The organism is Rhizobium sullae (genome assembly GCF_025200715.1).
In the GTDB taxonomy this organism is placed as follows: Bacteria; Pseudomonadota; Alphaproteobacteria; order Rhizobiales; family Rhizobiaceae; genus Rhizobium; species Rhizobium sullae.
The window spans coordinates 1,846,025-1,864,637 of the sequence record NZ_CP104143.1 but is presented as its reverse complement, the minus strand read 5'-3'; the positions used below and the strand labels follow the sequence as shown (position 1 = coordinate 1,864,637).

General features: G+C 55.0%; 17 protein-coding genes and 1 tRNA gene. 3 read left to right on the top strand and 15 right to left on the bottom strand.

The annotated features are described in order from the left end of the window. The first annotated feature begins 99 nt into the window (after nucleotides 1-99). Entirely contained in the window at nucleotides 100-1,209 is a 1,110-nt protein-coding gene (locus tag N2599_RS09455) for a DegT/DnrJ/EryC1/StrS family aminotransferase (RefSeq protein WP_027509354.1), read from the top strand. Nucleotides 1,210-1,433: 224 nt separating this feature from the next. On the opposite strand, the gene N2599_RS09450 is transcribed toward N2599_RS09455, so the two are convergent. Next, on the bottom strand, nucleotides 1,434-2,648 hold the full coding sequence (locus tag N2599_RS09450) for a Gfo/Idh/MocA family protein (RefSeq protein WP_027509355.1): 1,215 nt from the start codon (nucleotides 2,646-2,648) through the stop codon (nucleotides 1,434-1,436). After that, nucleotides 2,645-3,826 (bottom strand): ATP-grasp domain-containing protein, encoded by a 1,182-nt coding sequence (locus N2599_RS09445; protein ID WP_245209223.1) that lies wholly within the window; start codon nucleotides 3,824-3,826, stop codon nucleotides 2,645-2,647. Before N2599_RS09445 ends, N2599_RS09450 begins: the two co-directional genes overlap by 4 nt. 330 nt (nucleotides 3,827-4,156) lie before the next feature. On the opposite strand from N2599_RS09445, the gene N2599_RS09440 reads away from it, so the two are divergent. Next, nucleotides 4,157-4,990 (top strand): class I SAM-dependent methyltransferase, encoded by an 834-nt coding sequence (locus tag N2599_RS09440; protein WP_027509357.1) that lies wholly within the window; start codon nucleotides 4,157-4,159, stop codon nucleotides 4,988-4,990. Between the two features lie 38 nt (nucleotides 4,991-5,028). Here N2599_RS09440 and N2599_RS09435 read toward each other — a convergent pair whose 3' ends face one another. The 4 genes from N2599_RS09435 to N2599_RS09420 form a co-directional block, all read right to left on the bottom strand. Further along, nucleotides 5,029-6,018, bottom strand: a complete 990-nt coding sequence (locus tag N2599_RS09435) for a fatty acid desaturase family protein (protein ID WP_027509358.1) — start codon at nucleotides 6,016-6,018, stop codon at nucleotides 5,029-5,031. Between the two features lie 2 nt (nucleotides 6,019-6,020). After that, on the bottom strand, nucleotides 6,021-6,758 hold the full coding sequence (locus N2599_RS09430) for a class I SAM-dependent methyltransferase (RefSeq protein ID WP_027509359.1): 738 nt from the start codon (nucleotides 6,756-6,758) through the stop codon (nucleotides 6,021-6,023). 67 nt (nucleotides 6,759-6,825) lie between these two features. Beyond that, nucleotides 6,826-7,689: a glycosyltransferase family 2 protein gene (locus N2599_RS09425; protein WP_245209226.1), complete on the bottom strand. Its 864-nt coding sequence runs from the start codon at nucleotides 7,687-7,689 to the stop codon at nucleotides 6,826-6,828. 230 nt (nucleotides 7,690-7,919) lie between these two features. Further along, nucleotides 7,920-7,994 (bottom strand) — tRNA-Glu (locus tag N2599_RS09420). 733 nt (nucleotides 7,995-8,727) lie between these two features. On the opposite strand from N2599_RS09420, the gene N2599_RS09415 reads away from it, so the two are divergent. Next, entirely contained in the window at nucleotides 8,728-9,270 is a 543-nt protein-coding gene (locus N2599_RS09415) for a DUF268 domain-containing protein (RefSeq protein WP_244564529.1), read from the top strand. Between the two features lie 34 nt (nucleotides 9,271-9,304). Here N2599_RS09415 and N2599_RS09410 read toward each other — a convergent pair whose 3' ends face one another. From N2599_RS09410 to gmd, 9 genes are all read right to left on the bottom strand, one after another. Further along, nucleotides 9,305-10,117 (bottom strand): FkbM family methyltransferase, encoded by an 813-nt coding sequence (locus N2599_RS09410; protein WP_051336516.1) that lies wholly within the window; start codon nucleotides 10,115-10,117, stop codon nucleotides 9,305-9,307. A 160-nt stretch (nucleotides 10,118-10,277) separates the two neighbouring features. Then, complete coding sequence (locus N2599_RS09405) at nucleotides 10,278-10,949, bottom strand: sulfotransferase family 2 domain-containing protein (protein ID WP_084606426.1); 672 nt, start codon at nucleotides 10,947-10,949, stop codon at nucleotides 10,278-10,280. 84 nt (nucleotides 10,950-11,033) lie between these two features. After that, a complete protein-coding gene (locus tag N2599_RS09400; protein ID WP_027509364.1) occupies nucleotides 11,034-11,753 on the bottom strand; it encodes an FkbM family methyltransferase in 720 nt (239 codons plus the stop codon). Nucleotides 11,754-11,842: 89 nt separating this feature from the next. Then, entirely contained in the window at nucleotides 11,843-12,853 is a 1,011-nt protein-coding gene (locus N2599_RS09395) for a glycosyltransferase family 10 domain-containing protein (protein WP_027509365.1), read from the bottom strand. Then, nucleotides 12,850-14,604: an ABC transporter ATP-binding protein gene (locus N2599_RS09390; protein ID WP_051336517.1), complete on the bottom strand. Its 1,755-nt coding sequence runs from the start codon at nucleotides 14,602-14,604 to the stop codon at nucleotides 12,850-12,852. The genes N2599_RS09395 and N2599_RS09390 overlap by 4 nt, the downstream gene beginning before the upstream one ends. A gap of 53 nt (nucleotides 14,605-14,657) precedes the next feature. Then, nucleotides 14,658-15,521: an alpha-1,2-fucosyltransferase gene (locus N2599_RS09385; RefSeq protein WP_027509366.1), complete on the bottom strand. Its 864-nt coding sequence runs from the start codon at nucleotides 15,519-15,521 to the stop codon at nucleotides 14,658-14,660. A gap of 4 nt (nucleotides 15,522-15,525) precedes the next feature. Next, nucleotides 15,526-16,338, bottom strand: a complete 813-nt coding sequence (locus N2599_RS09380) for a glycosyltransferase family 25 protein (protein ID WP_027509367.1) — start codon at nucleotides 16,336-16,338, stop codon at nucleotides 15,526-15,528. Between the two features lie 133 nt (nucleotides 16,339-16,471). Beyond that, on the bottom strand, nucleotides 16,472-17,437 hold the full coding sequence (gene fcl, locus N2599_RS09375; RefSeq protein ID WP_027509368.1) for a GDP-L-fucose synthase: 966 nt from the start codon (nucleotides 17,435-17,437) through the stop codon (nucleotides 16,472-16,474). Between the two features lies 1 nt (nucleotide 17,438). Beyond that, nucleotides 17,439-18,509, bottom strand: a complete 1,071-nt coding sequence (gmd, locus tag N2599_RS09370) for a GDP-mannose 4,6-dehydratase (protein ID WP_027509369.1) — start codon at nucleotides 18,507-18,509, stop codon at nucleotides 17,439-17,441. Nucleotides 18,510-18,613: the final 104 nt, after the last annotated feature.

Genomic DNA, 18,613 nt, shown 5'->3' with positions numbered 1-18,613 from the left:
GTTCGCATGACTTTACGCTGGTCAGCCTGGGAACAGGTTAAGACGTGATGTTTGTATCAAGCCCATTTTGCGCGATATGCCCAACCTTTGGACGGCGTCATGAAAAACGAGAAGATCTATGTAACGAAGCCCAGCCTGCCGCCGCTCGAAGAATTCATTCCTTCACTGGAAGCGATCTGGAACAACCGCATCCTGACCAATGGCGGGCCATTTCACCAGCAGCTGGAGCAGGAACTCTGCAACCATCTCGGCGTGAAGCATATCAGCCTCTTTTCTAACGCCACTGTGGCGCTGCTGACCGCGCTTCAGGCGCTGCGCGTCACCGGCGAGGTCATCACCACGCCCTATTCTTTCGTGGCCACCTCGCATTCGCTCCTCTGGAACGGCTTGAAGCCTGTCTTCGTCGACATCGACCCAGTGACGCTCAATCTCGATCCAGCAAAAATCGAGGCTGCGATCACGCAGCAGACGACGGCGATCATGCCGGTGCACTGCTACGGCCACCCTTGCGATGTCGATGCGATCCAGAAGATCGCCGATCTTTATAATCTCAAGGTCATCTATGATGCCGCCCATGCCTTCGCCGTGGAGGACGAGCGGGGAAGCATCCTCAATCATGGCGATCTTTCCATCCTGAGCTTCCATGCGACGAAGGTGTTCAACACGTTCGAAGGCGGGGCCATCATCTGCCCGGACGCGAAGACGAAGATCCGCATCGATCAACTCAAGAACTTCGGCTATGTCGATGAAGTGACTGTCGTGGCACCCGGCACGAACGGCAAGATGAGCGAATTCAACGCCGCGCTCGGCCTGCTGCAGCTGAAATACATCAACTTCGCGCTCGAAAGGCGAGAGGTCATCGATCGCGCTTATCGCGAGCGGCTTTGTAGCGTCTCGGGGATCGAATGCCTGGACCGCTCCGGCGAGACCGTCTCCAACTTCTCCTATTTTCCGATCCTGGTACGCCCCGGCTATCCCATCTCGCGCGACGCGCTCTATGAGCGGCTGAAGGAAATCGGCATTCATCCGCGCCGCTATTTCTATCCGCTGATTTCCAGCTTCTCGATGTACCGCAGCCTGCCGTCCGCTCAGCCGTCGAACCTGCCGGTCGCAACCGAAGCCGCCCAGCAGGTGCTGTGCCTGCCGATCTATCCGGACATGGAGATAGAGATCGTCGACAAGGTCTGTGGGCTGATCGTGTCTGCTTAAACATACGGTATTCCGACTGCCATCGCGCGCTGCGGATCGAAATATCGGAGGTGCGAGATTGTGCGCCAATAGCCGGCCAGGCCGCCTCGTTTGCCTTCAGACTTTAAGCGTCAGCTCTGCCTATCAGATAAGAAATCACGGATCGGCGTTTTGTAGACGGCTGGTCATATGAAGGCGGCATGATCATTGATCGCGCCGCCTTCATTTGTTTCATAGGAGCCGCGTCAGAGCGCCAGTTGCGGCGCTCGGATTTCGATCCGCTCCCTCGCGGGGCGGTGCATGTTTTGCGGTTCGACCTCGACCCAGCGGTTTTCAAGCCGCGAGCATTCGATCGCCTCCAGTAGCCGCAGCCCCTCTTCGGCTTCCTCAAGTCCAAGGACATAGGGATGGGGCAGGCGTGCAGCATTGGCCTTGCGTTGCAGCAGAGCATCGGCAAGGTCGGCATAATAATTGGCGAAGGCTTCGATGAAGCCCGACGGATGGCCTGCCTTGAAGCGCTCATAGCGTGCATCGTTGGCGATCATGATGTCCGGGCTGGCGCGATCGAGGATCTGCTTGCGGCCGTTATGGTCGTAGAAATTCGCGAATTCTGGGGCCTCCTGGTGCCATTCAATCGATGCCTTGGAACCATAGAGCCGCACACGCAGTCCGTTGCGTTGCCCGAGCGCGGTCTTGCCGTACCACATGCTGCAATGCAGGCCCCCGGCGCAGCGCACCAACGCCTGCACATTGTCGATCACCTGCGGAAAGTTGCCGAAGCTCTGGCTGGTCGCGCAGACTTCTTCCGGCTCGCGCTGGGTGAGGAACTGGAGCAGCGAGTGCACATGAACACCGAGATCGAGCGAAACCGTCGGCACGATGCCATCGTGCAGGCGCCACTGCTGCGGCGTCATCGGTGTCCCGTCGCTGCGGAAGCGGAGAAAGGTTTCCTGCGGCATTTCGATATGGATCTGCTGCAGCTCGCCGAAGATGCCGTGCTCGACCATGCTGCGGATTTCGCGGAGCATGGGGTATCCTGTGTAGTTGTAGGTTACGGCCAGAAACGCGCCGTTCCTGCGCGCACTACCGATCATCCGCGTCTCGGCGCTCGAACCGGCAAGAGCCTTTTCCGAAATCACCGCGATGCCTGCCTCGAGCGCAGCAACAACCTGCTTCGTGTGCTGCTGCGTCGGCGTGAGCACGACGAGTGCGTCGATATTGCCGGCTTCTCTTGCAAGCAGGGTATCGAAATCGGCATGGCAGCGTTCCGACAATATGCGGTACTGCCGTGCCGTTTCGCGATTGATGTCGTCGTGGCGGCTGAAGCAGCCGGTGACGAGGTCAAATTTCTGATCAAGCTCGATCGCATCGCGATGAGCGCGGCCCACGGCGGAATTGACGGCACCGCCTAGAAAAGCAAGACGCAGCTTCTCCGGTACTCCCTGGCTCGAGCGGGTCATGCGAGATCTCCTTGCATCGTTTGGAGCGAAATGAACGTTTTGAAATCCGGCACCACTTTCAGCATCTCGTCGTGCGTCTCGAAGCGCGCGTAGAGAATGGCGAGCTTGTCGAACGGCGCCGAATTCATCGGCTTGCCGGTGGTCTTGACCTGCGCGATGCGGACATCGGATGACGGAATGGAGTGCGAGAAGGAAAACGGCGTCGAGGGCGTGTCCGAGGTGATCGTGTGGCGCCCGAAGAACAGCGGCGGATCGAAACGTGGCGTGACCGAAAATTCCTCGCCAAGTAGCAGTGTTATGACGAGGTCGGCATAGTCGATGCCGAGAGACTGATCGACGAGCGAGCCGAAAAGATCGCCCGGGCAGCGTCGCATGCATTCGATGACCCAGACATCGTGGCCGTTCGACAGGAACTGCGTGTGGAGCAGGCCGTCCTGCAGCCCGAGCAGCTTGACGACGCGCGCCATGATGGCCCGCGTCTTCGAACGGACAGTCTCGGCAAGGCGCGAGGGATGGTTGGATGAATCGACCTGGTAGGGATAGACCGTGCAATATTCGTCGACGAAGACGTCGAAGACGATCTCCTGATCCTTGATGAAGGCGGAATGGCTGTGCAGGCTACCTTCGATGAATTCCTCGATGACAATCTCCGCCGAGCGCGAGTTTCGCTGGGCATCGGCGACGGCGGCGGCAAGTTCCGTCGGGTCGAAAACCTTCGTGACACCGCGGCCGCTGAAGCTGTCGCTCGGCTTCACCAGCAGCGGATAACGCAGCGCCCGGGTTTCGATCGGGGCATCGCCCTGGAGGCGCACCGAGCGCGGGGCAGGGATATCGTATTGCTCGGTAAAGCGGCGGAACGCCTGCTTCGTGTGAATGATGGTCGCGGTTTCCATCGAATCGAAGCGCGGGAAGCCGAGTTTTCCGGCAACGAAAGTGGTCGACATGTAGGCGACATCATTGCCCGACGGCACGATGAAGTCGAAATCGCCTCTCTCAACGACGGCGAGCAGCGTGTTCGGATCGCTGTAGTCGATGAAATGCGATTGATCCGCATGCGCATGGCAGGGCTCATCAGGCCGGTTTCCGCAAACGGAAATATGCAGGCCGCGCCGTTTCAAAGCGAAGAGAAGGGGAACTGCGCTGAAGTTACTGCCGACGAGCAATGCTTTCTTGGTCATTCTCAAATCCATTCCACGTGCCCCTGACCGGTCGGGGCGTCGCGCATCAAACTGCTGGAACCGCAAATGCCAGCTCTCCGCCGTCCGTTTTCGATACAAGGAAGACTCAACCGGACGCGGTACCCAGAGTCGTAGGACGCGGGCGTTACCCGAGGCTTGCCACTGGAAGCGTTTGGCCCCCCGAATCCATCCCGAAGTCACCGTGTTGCTTGTGGGAAGCAGACCGGTCGCCTTGTTAAGCTGATGGTCATCTCATAGGCTTTTGGCGTGATTCCAACGTCCGCATCGGCTAGAGATGCAGACTGCAGCTGCGAAAAGAGACACCGCGCGATGAATGAAAAACTGCCTGACTTGATCGAAGGCGAGCGTATCTTCTTCCAAAGGGTGTTCGAAAGGCAGTCCCGCGCGACAGTGGAGATACGGGAGCAATGGCGCGCGGAAACGATTCTGCAGCGGAGAAGGCGCGTGTCGTCGGAGATCTACGACCTGCTTGGCGGGGTTGTAAAATATGGCCCGTTGAAGGGGCTTTCGCTGGCGAAGAACAACTGGTGGGGTGGCGGCGACTTCGGCTCGATGCTGCTAGGCCTCTATGAAAAGGAAGTGCTGGATTTCCTATTTTCGGCGAGAGCCGACGGCTTCGAGAGCTTCGTTGATATCGGTGCCGCCGATGGATATTACGCGATCGGCATGCTTCGATCGGGCCGAGTGAAAAACGCCATCTGCTTCGAGCTGAGCGAAGAAGGGCAGCGCACCATTGCATCGAATGCCGAGGCGAATTTCGTCTCCAACAGGATCGAAATATTCGGCGCCGCAGACAGGCTGTTTTACGAAAAGCTCAGCCACCTTGACCTGACGAAAGTAGTCGTCCTCGTTGACGCGGAGGGTGCGGAATTCGAAATCTTCGACGACGGCTCTTTGGCGGCTCTGAGAGAGGCGACGATCGTCATAGAGATACACAACTGGGTCGAGGATTTCTGGGAGAAGTACACGCGGTTCCTCACTTCGGCTTCAGCTTTGTTCAATGTCGAATTCATTGCGCCTGCGGTCAGGGACCTCACGCAGTTTCCGGAATTGAACGATTTTACCGACGACAACCGCTACCTCATTTGCTCCGAAGGGCGGCCGAACGTCATGCGCTTCATGGTCTTGACGCCCAAGGCATAATCTCGTTGGGAGGACTGGAGTATAAAATCTCCAGCCCGTCATTCCGTCACGGCGACGACTTCCAGCCTTGCCGATGTTCCCACCGAGCTCCAAAAGTCGCGAGTGAATAGATAGCTGAATTCCTTTTCCTCACGCTCCGTTTTGAGCTTGGCGTTCAGGATATCGTGCAACTTGGGCAGATTGTAGTAAGGCACCGACGGCAGCAGGTGGTGCTCGGCGTGGTAGTTCATGTTGGCATAGAAGAATGCAACCGGTGCCGGCAGATTGACCGTTCTTGAAAAGAGAAGCGCGCTTTCGTCCTTGTGGTCCTCAAGACCAACGTGCTGCGCAAGCGCCAGGACGCGATTGGGGAGTTGTCCGACGAACGGCGTAATGAAAAGCATGAGCGTCAGAGCGGGTGAGCGGGTCATGAGGAGAAACAGGCCAAGCCAGACGACGTTGAGCAAAACCATATAGACTGCGTCGGTTTGGGCGCCGCCCCGTTCGGCGGGCATTGCCTTCAACCGGATGCCCCTGCCAAAATAGGCCTCGTAGCCGAAGGCATTGCAAAGCGCATAGACAATTCGTCTGCAAAGGCTCTGATAATCAAGCAGGATCAGACGTGCTGCGCCCAATAAATCGAGCGGAAAATCGCGATAGATTTCGCTGTCATCCTCATGGAAAGTGGAAGTGTGGTGGAACTGATGGCTCTTTTCGAAGTAGCTCGGATTGTTCCAGGTCACATAGGAAAACAGCTTGAAGAACAGAGTGTTCAGCCATTTCCTGCTGAAGACCTTCTTGTGAAACAGCTCATGGCCGATGCCGGCATAACCGGCGAACTGCCACAGGACGGCGTTCAGATAAAAGGCTGCGAAAGCAAGCGCCGGATAGCCGCCTTCCCATGCGCGGACCATCGCGAAGAGCAGTCCCGCGTGGATGCCGAGCCTGAGCACGAGATGGGTATAGGCGATCCGGTCGTCCGACGCCGTGAGCTCCCGGAACTCGTCCTTTGTCAGCAGACTGCCGATCTTGATCTCGTTCGCACTCATGATCAGAGCTCGAAATTGACCAGCGCAAAAGCCACAAGGCTGTTTGCTACATGGAAGACTGCCCGTGATTTTGAGAATTCCGCCAGGTATTCGGTGACGTCGCCGTGGATCTTGGAACTGTAGTCATGCCAGACGATGACGCCACTCTTGACAATGCCGAATGCATTTTCCGTGTCTGCCCGCACGATCTGGTGCTCATGCCCGCCATCGATGAAGATCATCTCGGCTGACTGGAAGGCTTCCTTGAAATTGATCTTCGTTGAGTCTTCCTTGACGAGCGTCAGGCGTTTTCTTTGCGCCTCGGTGATCGATGCAAGATAGATTTCCCCGTCGATCTCCTGGCGCTTGCGGAGATAATCGTCATTCTGCTCGGCAGACGACAAGGCGCTGCGTTCATCTGTCTCGGCGAGATGCGCCGTCAGGCCTTTGGGCAGATCGATGGACACCACGTCGCAGCCTTCCGGCGTATTTTCGATGAACAGCCGGGTTGTGAACCCCTTGTAAGTGCCAATTTCGATGATCTTCCGGGGATTCACGATCTTGGCGAGCAGCACCAGGACAACCTGGTCGACAAGCGTGATGCTGCCGATTTCGATCGGGGGCAAATTGGCGGTGTATTCCGTCGCGACTTTCAATTCGTTGCCGAGTTCCAGCAGCGCACGCAGCTTCAGCTCGTGAATGCCCGATTTCGCCGCAACCGCCGATCTCAGTGCCGCAGCGCTATCAATAACCTTCTGCATCCCTGATCCTGTGATTCCGTCCATTGTCATTCTGTCCTTTGCGATGTCGGTTGCGCCTACCTGGGACTCAGAGAAACGTGCTGATGCGGGCGATCCGTTCGTCCAGTTCCGGGAACGATTCTCTCCAGTAGGAGTAGTGATTAATGAGGTTGCGATAGGCGATTGGCAGGTCGAGGGGCTGCAGGAAGCCGTTCGCGATCGCAAGCTCGAGCACTTCCTCGTAATAGATGATGGAATAGATGAAATAGCGGTTGGTCGCCGGATTGGATTGCGAATTGGAGTGTTGGCGGAAGTAGGAGAGGGGCATGGGATGACCAACGATCGCTCCCTTAAGGGAGAGCCCAACCCAGGACGAAAGATCGAGCGGCCCCGAAATGATGCCGTCGACGACCTTGAATAGACTGAAACGGCCGGCTTCATCGAAGCAATCGGCTGTTCTCAACAGCACCGACGAGAACTCGCCAAGCAGATTATGATGTTTGACGGCTGTGATGCGTATGAAATCTCGGCCCTCGATCACCTTGAGGGAACTTTCGACCATCAACCCGTTGCCCAGATTCGTCACCTGGTTTTTCTCGTCGATGAAATAGCGCGGCGAGAAGGCGAGTCTCGTTCCTCTGTCCCGCGTCGCCTCGAGCGCCTGGAGCAGGTATTGGATGCAGAAAGGATTAAGGACATCGTCGTCGAAGAGATATTTGATGTACTCGCCGTTGGCGAGCCCAGCGAGCCGTATGACGTTTTTGTATTCGGCAGGATTCGGATTGCGGCTGTAGTGGACAACGCCCGAGTATCTCTCGCAGATTTTCTCGATTGCATCTGTTGGGCAATCGTCCGACACGATGATTTCCGTATCAGCGAAGCTTTGTGCGATGGCGCTCTTCAAGGCGAGTTCAAAGAAATCAGGCTTGTAGGCCGGGATGCAGATCGACACGCGCGGCAAATGTTTCTCCCCTTCAGACGCCTCTCTCAAGCCATTTGACGCGTGGCACGCTTCCAACAGCGAGGACGGTGGCCGGCGCTCCGAAGGACCGAAGCAGACCGCTTGCAAGGCTCATAAAGCCCGGACGTTACGCGAGGCTTGCGGGGCAAGGAAAAGAAGCACAGACGCCAGAGAGGACCGCGCGGCGGGTCTAGCAAATGCCCTGAATTCTAAAGGGAAAATGGCACGCCCTAGGGGAGTCGAACCCCTCTTCCCAGAATGAAAATCTGGTGTCCTAACCGATAGACGAAGGGCGCTTCCTTCGTGGTGGCGCCCTTATAGTCAGCACCATTGTGCACCGCAAGCGGCAAAATGCGAAAATGCAGATTTTTTCGAGGCTTGTGGAGAAGGCGGAAATTGGAGCCTGTGCTGGAGAAAGCGTGACTAGTATGGGGGATGAAACTCATAACGGTGGCGTTCGCTTTCCGCTAAAGAAAGAAAACGGCTGATAATCCCGCCCTTCATACAATTCTGAGCAGATATAAATCCGAATGCATTGGCTTGTGACACTTTGCAATGCTTGCGAAAATTTGGATTGGCATCGAGACCAGGAGGTACCCAAGTGATCAGCTGTCGCCTGCGACTTCACCAATGCGCCGGTTGTTCCAGTGATCCCCACGTCAATAATGTAGTGATCGCGGCCATTACCACCACGCTGGAAGAGGTACTTGTTTACGGAACCCCTGCACCTTGAGGTATAGCTTTACAGCCGCGCGATCTTTGAGATAACACGCTCTCGTTGTTTTTGCACTTGAGGGGGATCTTATGGGAGTGCGACGGGCGATTAAAACCGCTCTAAGTTTGGCGGGCGTCAATTATCGGTCATGGGGTAACTATCGTCATCTGCCGAGATATCTGCGTCATCGGTCAGAATGGCTTACCCAGGGCGGTGTCATATCCAAATCCGCAATGGTGCTCGGCAACTACACGTCCACCGCTGGAAAGGCGAGCGGGCATTACTTCCATCAGGACCTTTTGGTGGCGTCGTTCGTGAACGAGAGGAAGCCGGAACGGCACATTGACGTAGGATCCCGCATCGATGGGTTCGTGGCGCATGTCGCGTCGTTCCGCGAGATCGAGGTATTCGACTTCCAGCCACTGCCGCTCAAAGCGCACCCGAACATTGTCTTTACGCAAGCCGACCTGATGAACGATGCCGGGACAGAAATCACCGACTCGCTATCATGCCTGCACGCACTGGAACACTTCGGCCTTGGCCGATACAACGATCCGATCGATGTGAACGGTCATATCAAGGGCGTTGCCAATCTTGTTCGGATGGTGAAGCCCGGTGGCGTATTTTATCTCGGTGTCCCGATTTCGGATCGGGATGAGGTTCGTTTCAATAGCGAACGCGCTTTCCACCCCGAAAGCGTTGTGAACTTCGAACCAATCAAGTCTCACATGACGCTGCAGCGCTTCGATTATGTCGATGATGCCGACGGCGGCCTGGTCGTCAACGCCGATATCAAGTCTACCGTTGCAAAGCGCATCAAAGGCTGCGGCATCTATACCTTCATAAAGACGGCCTAGTGATGTTAGGGGTTCCTAAACGGATGAGATCAATTTAGGGCACTTGCTTCCACCAAATGTCCGGGAGAATGACGTCCTCCTTGGACGGTACGTTCTTCCTGTCGAGTTCATGCGGGAATAGAAGGACGTCGCCATCGCGGACGGGCTTCACCCTATCTTTTCGCAAGAACGTGACTTCCATGACGGGAGGAACGCTAATTCCGAAGCGTTGCACAGCCGTCTTGCAGTTGTTGGGATGAATATGGGCAACGACGAACTCGCCGGCCAGTTTTTCAAATATTGCCTTGAGAAATTTGAGAGATTTGGCGTGAAACATCATGTCCATTCCATGAAACTCCACGACCATAATCCGGAACCTTCGCAGTGTTTCAATCGATGAATCGATAAACACATCGTACTCCGAGCCTTCGATATCCATTTGAAGAATCAGATCGCCGGCATCTCCAGCCGGGATCTTCTTTTCCATCCAAGTGGACAGCTTCATAAACTCAGCTTGGTCTCTGCAGCCTAGAAATTTCTTTTCAAAGTCAAAGAAAGAGTTGTCGGCCGGCGGAGCGTCCACGCTCGCATCCGCGAGAAACGAGTAAATCCCAAAATCTGAGGCCAGCTGTTCTTCGAAATCGGCTACTTCCGATACGCCGGGCGAAAAACAATATTTTATGCCCGCAAGATCGTTTGGCACGAGATATCCCCCATCGCCAAAACCTCCGATCCGAACGAAATCCAATCCGGTGAGGGCAGGGCGGAGCAGCCGCAATGTGGCTGCGATCTCTTCCTGAGAAGAACAATCTGTTACAACTCGATCGCTCTTCAAAAGAGCGTTTACGATACCTGATCGAATGCCCATTATGTTCCTCAGTCTTGGCCGGCTCCAGTCGAGCAGGGGCCAAAGCAAACAGGGGGTTAGTGACGTCTTGATTTGCGGGTTCCGTCGCCTGCGGCGACATAGAGCAAAAACAGAAAAGACGCTACGGGTGTCTTACGCCAATGACGGTATCAGGGGGCAACTACTCAAAACGATAGCCGAAGAGGGTAAGATCGCGTGAATGGCGGCGCGCTATTCGTTCGGCATCTTCCGTAGTGTAGGCTTTTCGATAATCATCGGTCTGGCGCGAGGCGTTGACGCGCTTCCCCGTTGGAATGTTTATGTATAAGCCGTACTTCCGTTTAAGTGCCGACAATTCATCCTGCAACGCCTCCTGACGGAGAATTTCATTGACCGCAACATCTCCGTTTTCGTCAATGATCCAATCGCTGACTTGCCGCCGTGCGTAGTCGTTCGGAGATCTTGGCTGCTGCTGGTCTTCTAACCACTTGGTATATTCTGAAAATGTAAGGTTCCTGATCTGCTCGTGCTCCAGTCGCATCCCCGACTTCGTTCCATTCGTGTCCTTTGATACGTAGTTGTACCAGGATAGGTGCCAGTCCCATGGGTTGCGGATCACCGTGAAAATGACAAAGTCCGAGAGATGCACGCCTCTTTTGCCGAAGATTTCCCGATATTCCAGGTAAGTTTTATGCCCCTTTGCTTCTGGCCATCGTAAGGTCGGGCAACGCGTTAGCCGCTGACCAAATGCCTGGCCGACAAAGCTTCCTCCACACTTGGGAGTGTGAACAAAGATCATTGGCAATCCCGCGTTTGAGACGAGGCTTTCAAAAATGTTCCGTGGTACTTTCATCAATTGGTTCTTAGGTTCTGGCCGCTTTTGGGAATGCACTTCGCTCACGGGCTTGAGGACGCTTTTTGTTGGTGGTGATTTGGATCATCTCCTACGTGACCAGCTTTCCCAGACGAAAGTATAGCACCAGTCTCTTTCATGTGTTCTCTTTAATCCAGATATAATGTTTTCGCGGAGTTTCCTCGCGTTTTGCACGAAATTATGGAATTGCACTTGAATATGATTGATCTTTTCAACAAGGCCGGTCTGAATCAGGTGCGGTAATATATCATACTCTCCACCTTCTATATTGATCTTCATTAGGTCGATGCTTTCAAGCCCGAGACTGGCGAAGACAGTCGAGAAATTTTTGATTTCTACCAGTTCTCCACCTTCAGGTTGTTCGTGGCGCTTCGTTGACGATCCGTCTAGGTCCTGTGAGAGAACGAAGTGACCATCGGCGTCACCCAGGCCGAAGTTAAAGCACCTAACCTTCGGGTTGTCGCGGAATCGCTCTAGGCACTTATCGTGAAACTCGCGGCTGGGCTCGAAAACGTAGACATAGCAATTGTATCTTTGTGACATCGCCTCTGCGAAGTCACCGACGTAACCGCCGAGGTCGAAAACAACTGATTCCTCTGAGAGATCGTACTCAAGACGCAAGGTTGCGTCGCCGTTGTCCTTAAACCAGCGGCGGATTTCTACTGTGAATTCGTCTCGGACAATACGTGTCTTGTAAAAGCGTTTAATCCGGCGGAAAGTTTGCTTCACCAGTTTTGGCGGGAATCGGACTGCTTTGCTGATGAAAAACTCGAGCTGTGACATGCGCGGTCCTTTTGTTCCTATTTTCGGCGCCTCAGTTTCAGCTGCATTGCTCCCACCTAGCCAGGTATTTCATTGGATGGAGAGTAGGGCTACCGATGCTGCGGCCCCGTAAAAAACCTGCTCAGCTTGTTAATACGCCTCTCTACAGACTTTCTTAGCCTATTTGTTCGCGACTCGCTCGAGTGCTCGGAGCGGAGTACGCATTTTGTATAGGGCAACGTCTCATTCAATGAGGCTTTGGCAATTCCGGCCAGCAAAACAAAAAGATTATGCTCGTGGAGAACGCGGCGCCGAGCCTCGCCAAGTAGTGACGCTGCATTTTCAGCTGCGTCTGAACCTACAATTTTTGCTATGGTCCGTATCGCCTCATCTGGCTCGGAAATATCGATCGGCGTCAGTGAGCCTTCAGGAAAGTACTCAAGGATATTTGGGCATCCATGATAAATCGGATAGGTGAGTGTCAGCAAAGGATCGGCTAGCTTCTCGGTCCAGTAGTCTTTGAAAACCGAGTTCTCGATCGCAATGTGATAGCGGTAGTCGGACAACACCTCGACTTTATCGGCAAAACTATTGATGCCTCTCCCGTATACATCGACTTCCTCTCCGAAATAGGATTTGACGCGCGCTACAAATTCCAGCCTTTCGCGATGACCTTCCGTAAACGCCTTGTTAGAGGACACGATGGAAACCTGCTTGGTCTTTTGAGGGCGGAGGTTTTCCAATTCCTCGAATGGCAGCGCTCTCGCACGCAACTTGCCATCAACATCCCATGCACCAACGTGCCAAGGTAGTCCAACCTGCGTGAAAACTACATTTGGATGGGCGGTGCGCCTGTCGGTCGTGAAGACCGCGTCGAATTGCTCGAGGAACTTTGGATTGTATGTCTTAACGCTCGCAGGCTCCGATGCGATAAAGGCTCGATAGCGAGTGTTAATTTCGAGGAGCGGCTCCGAAAAGCCATCGTATACGAACAAGATATCGCAAGCTTGCACGTTCTTTCCAATGAGGAATTTAACGCCCTCCCATTCGGCTATCCCATCTGGGAACTGCCGACTCCAGTCCCACGTCGGCGAGGTCGAAACGAAGCCGGCAATGATCATCTTGCGACCCTGTATGTATGATCAAGACGCCCAAGCCGTGCGTAGAGGCTATCCTTCCGGGTGAGGCTATCGTGATTGCCTTCTTCCATGACCCGGCCCTGTTGCATGACCACGATCTTATTTGCACGGACGACAGTGGAGAGCCGATGGGCAATGACAACAACGGTCCTTCCAACCATCGCTTCATCGAGCGCCTTCTGCACCGCAGCTTCCGATTCGGTATCGAGCGCCGACGTCGCCTCATCGAGGAGGAGGATCGGTGCGTTGCGGACAAGCGCGCGCGCGATAGAAAGGCGTTGGCGCTGGCCACCCGAAAGCGTCACGCCGTTTTCGCCGACGGGCGTGTCATAGCCCCGGGGTTGGGCCAGAATGAATTCATGGGCGTAGGCGAGGCTCGCGGCGCGCTCGACCTCCTCATCGGTCGCCTCTGGACGACCGTAGCGGATATTGTCGCGGATATTGCCTTCAAACAGATAGGGCTGCTGCGAGACATAGGCCAGTTGCTCGCGCAGCGACTGCTTCGTCACATGGGCGATGTCCTGACCGTCGATCAGAATTTGTCCCTTCCTTGGATCATAGAACCGCGGAACAAGCGTGATGATGGTCGACTTGCCGGCGCCAGAAGGACCGACAAGTGCAGTCGTTTTTCCGCCTTCAGCGACAAAACTGATATCACGAAGGATCTCGTCCTGACCGTAGGCGAAGGAGACGTTGCGGAATTCAATGCGGGCATCGGTGATGACCAGCGGCTTCGCATCGGGCAGGTCACGCTGATGCGGCTTTGTATCGAGAATCTCATAGACCATTTCAGCGTTGGTAACTGCGGCTGCCAGTTGAACTGGCAGGCGTGCGAGGCGCCTGGCCGGATCATAGGCCAGCAAAAGGGCCGTCAGAAATGACAGAAATCCGCCTGGGGGAACATCCTGATAGATCGAACGGTAGGCCGCGTAGGCCATGATGGTCGAAACAGCGAAACCTGCAAATATCTCGATCAGTGGTCCGGACCGCTCGGAGACACGGACAACTTTATTCGCGCGCTGTTCGGCGAACCCAATCAGCCCGTCCATCTTCCGCTCGAGTTCTGTCTCTAGCGTGAACGCTTTGATGATAGCAACGCCCTGAATCGTTTCCTGAATGGCACCAAACACGTGACTACCGGCATGAGCGGTTTCTCGCGTGACAGCGCGAAGGCGCCTAGACAGTTTGCGCAGTCCATAGCCCAGCGGCGGCGCCGTAAGAAAGACGAAAAGGCTCAGCCAAGGCTCTTGCACAAACATGACGCCAACCAGGGACACAAACGTAAGCAGATCTCGTGCCGCCGAAGTGATGGTAAGGTTCATCACCTGACGAACGCCGTTGATATTCTGTCCCAATTGAGCGACGACCCGCCCAGATCGCAGTTGATTAAAAAATCCGACCGAAAGCTTGAGGAGATGGGAATACGCGCGAACTTGGTATCGAGCTGCTATGTTGTTGCCGATCTTGGAGAGAATGACCGCCTGACCGTAGCTCGCAAACCCGCGCAAGACGAAGGCGATAAAAATTGCCACACAGATGCCCCAGACGAGATCGGCGCGGCGCTCAACAAATGCCTCGTTGATAACGGACTTCATGACCCAAGCGGTGAACGCTGTCGACAGGGAGATGATAACGAGGCATGCAATCGCAATCGAATACTGCAATGCATACTCGCGTCCATTTTCCGCAAAGACGCGCTTGATTACCTTGAATGTTGTACTGCTGTTTGCCATCACCTATCCGTCGTGTGAAAAGCGCTTAGCGCGCGGCAGGCACTCTTTGCAAGTCAAACCCGCTCCCAAGTCGCCGGGATGAGATCCTTGTCGTCGTGCAACGGCGACCGGAACCAGTGTAAAGGCGCTATCACATGTTTCGCTGGATTAGCGTTTAGCCAAGCTCCCCACCAACTGAAAGTGCTGTTTGCCGTAATATGGTTGCGGCATGCGGCCATCAAGTGCATGTCCTCGCCATCTCGACCGTCCTGCTGTGGCTCAACGAAGGTCATTTTCCAGGACGATTTCAGATTCTGCTGCGCCCAAGCGGGGTCATCCGAGAATACGAAGAAGCTTGGATCATCCGTCCGCTCCGCCATCCGCTGCATCGCAGCTTCATACCAGCCAGGCTCTATGGTTCCGTGGGTTGCGTTTGCAGAGGGATTTGTAACGTAGTCGCCGCGTCGAACATGTACTGAAACAGCATTTGTTGTTCTTATGTGCGACAAGATGGCTTCCCTTCCGGAACTCAAGGGTGCGGCGAGACTGAAGTCGCTCCGAATCGTGTTGGCGATCGATGCGAAGTATTTTTCGCTCTGCCAGTAACCGTCGAAGTACAATGAGCCGCCAAGGCTCATAACGGTTGGGTCAAATGTATGTGCCTTCTCGATGATATGCTGGCACGGGCTCTGTCTTTGAATGAGCTGGAATGCTCGCCGGAGAAAGCCTCGTGAACGCGTCACAGGGGTCTCGTGGGGGCGAGCCAAGTCTGCGTGGATATTAAACTGCTGCAGTGAAAATTCCCGGCGGGTGTATTTCTTCATGGACGCGAGGTCCAGCTTCAATGTCTGGCCGGTACTCACAGACAGCGAACGTCCGACAGCATATTGGAACATTTGGTTACCCAATCCGCCGACGATATGCGTTATGACAACCATGGTGCTATGAGTTTTCTTCGAGACGCTCTGGAATTGGTTGGCTGACCTCGGCGGGGAGGTATTTAGACGTGCCCAGCAGGTAGGGCAAATTTGCGAGGAAGCGAAGGACGTCATCGCGGGCGCGATATATTGCCCGGAGCTTTCGGAATCTCCGGGACTTTGGCGCTCGTTGAGCTCCTTGCCAGATTTCAGATTGTTCTGCGGTGTTTGCGATGTGACTAACGGGGTAAGGGAAGAGGCCCAGGCTATCTACGCCATGGGTCCAAAACCGATCCAAATGCAGGTCCACCGGCTCGAACCATGTTGAGGCTTTAGCCAACAGTCTCTTTGCCGCCTTTGGCGACACGGCGTAGCAGGACGTACCATTTGGACCCTTAAGGAAGCGGACGATCTTCACTCCATCATCGATTTTTTCGTACTCGGTAAAAGCTCTCTCCTTGTGGCCAGAAAAACGTATAAGGCCAAGTCGGCTTATCCTCTCGCCCGTGACCGAGTATGCTTTCATAAAGCTATCATCAATCGCAACATCGTCTTCGAAAATGAGAAGCGGCGTATTTTCTCGAACGCAACGCTCCCACAGAAGGTAATGGCTGGCAAAACAGCCCATCTCACCTCCATTCAAGGTAAAACCTCGCCGGACCTCAGCAAGACGCTGATCTACCCGGTCAAACAGCGCGTGCTTCCCCGCCCTGCCATCTATTGCTTGGAAGAATTCAAAACGAATGCCCAGCGGCGACAGGATAGCAGCCATCTGCTGGCGCCGGTCAGCAGACCGTGCCAGATTGACGACCACCACTTTTAGCTGGCTTCCCTGCATAGGCATAGCTCCGGCACTGAGATCACTTCAAGTCGCAGGGTTCTGTTAGGAATTCCGTGACGTGTCAATCCATCCCAGTGCAGTGTTCTGCCGCCTCCGGCTAGCATTCCGCCGCAAAGAAGCAATTTTGAAATTATTGCCGGTTTGCTTTTGCTTCCTCAGTTGCGCGGTGCACCAGGAACCACTCATAAGTTGACCGTATTCCGTCTTCCAGATCTATGCGGGGCACCCATCCCATCGAGCGCAGCTTTTCCGCGCTCATTAGTTTGCGAGGAGTGCCGTCGGGCTTGGAGAGGTCGTGGGTGATCCGGCCCTCGAAGCCCACAATCCTGCACACTAGCCGCGCGAGCTCCAGGATGGAAAGATCGGTTCCGCTGCCGACATTGACATGACTGTCGCCCGAATAGTTCTTCATGAGGAAGATGAGAGCATCGGCACAATCATCGGCGTGCAGAAACTCCCGGCGCGGCGATCCAGTGCCCCAGAGGACCATGTCCTTATCGCCGCGCAACTTGGCCTCGTGCGCTTTTCGAATAAGCGCGGGCAGCACGTGACTGGAGTTCAGATCGAAGTTATCGCCGGGGCCGTAAAGGTTCGTTGGCATGGCGGATATGAACTCGCAGCCATATTGCTTGCGATAGGACTGCGCCAGCTTGATGCCCGCAATCTTGGCGATCGCATACCATTCATTGGTCGGCTCAAGCGAGCCCGTCAGCAGCGCCTCTTCGGCAATCGGCTGCTCGGCGAACTTGGGATAGATGCACGACGATCCAAGAAAGAGAAGCTTCTCAACGCCGGCCTGACGCGAAGCCTCGACTATGTTGGCCTCTATCATCAGGTTGTCATAAAGAAATTCCGCCGGTCTCGTGTCGTTGGCAAGAATGCCGCCGACTTTGGCAGCCGCCAGTATGACTGCGTGTGGCCTTTCTCTCATCATCCATGACATGGTTGCGGCCTGATCGCGCAGGTCGACCTCATCACGACGAACGGTCAGGACTTCGCAGCTTTCCTGCTGAAGGCGCCGGGCAACAGCGGACCCTACCATCCCCCGATGGCCAGCCACCCAAATGCGTTTCCCGCGAAGAGCATAGCCTGTCATATTACACGCCCTTCGCAACGACATCGGATTGCATCACGCGAAGGTCTTCCTGCACCATCTCACGCGCCAGTTCACGCACGCCGGTCTCATGATGCCAACCGAGTTTTTCATGAGCCTTGGTTGGATCTCCAATCAGCAAGTCGACCTCGGTCGGCCGGAAATAGCGCGGATCGACCTCAACGAGAACTTGTCCCGTCGCCGCGTCGATACCTTTTTCCTCAACACCGCGTCCTTTCCATTCGAGATCAATACCGATGTCGGCAAATGCCCATTCGACAAAGGTTCGGACTGGTGTCGTTTCTCCGGTGGCTAGAACATAGTCGTCGGGCTGATCTTGCTGGAGCATCAGCCACATGCCGCGTACGTATTCGCGGGCATGCCCCCAGTCCCGCTTGGCATCGAGATTGCCAAGATAAAGCCTTTCCTGCCGTCCGAGCTTTATAGCAGCCGCAGCGCGGGTGATCTTACGGGTCACGAAGGTTTCTCCACGAAGGGGGCTTTCGTGGTTGAACAGAATGCCGTTGGATGCATGCATGCCGTAAGCTTCACGATAGTTCACGACGATCCAATAAGCGTAAAGCTTGGCCGCGGCGTAAGGGCTCCGGGGATAAAAGGGTGTCGTTTCCCGCTGAGGCACTTCTTGAACCAAGCCATAGAGTTCGGAAGTGGAGGCCTGATAAAAGCGTGTGGTTTTGTCCAGACCCAAGATTCGGATAGCTTCGAGCAGCCGCAAAGTGCCTATTCCATCGGCGTTTGCGGTATATTCCGGCGTTTCAAAAGAGACTTGGACGTGGCTCTGGGCGGCGAGGTTATAGATCTCGTCGGGCTTTGTCTCCTGCACGATACGGATAAGGTTCGTGGCGTCCGTCATGTCGCCGTAGTGCAGGAAAAAACGCGCATTCGTTTCGTGCGGGTCTTGATAGATGTTCTCAATCCGGCCGGTATTGAAGGAGGAAGACCGGCGTTTGATCCCATGAACAATATAACCTTTATCCAAAAGCAGTTGGGCCAAATAAGCTCCATCTTGCCCTGTTACGCCAGTAATCAGGGCGACTTTGGCATCCTTGCTCATAAGCTGTTACTCCAATGGTGCTTCATGCCCCGGGTTCGCTCGGCTACCCGGCGTATTGCCGCGGGCAGGGCGCTCCGATTGTTTGGGCCGGAAGTGACGGTAGT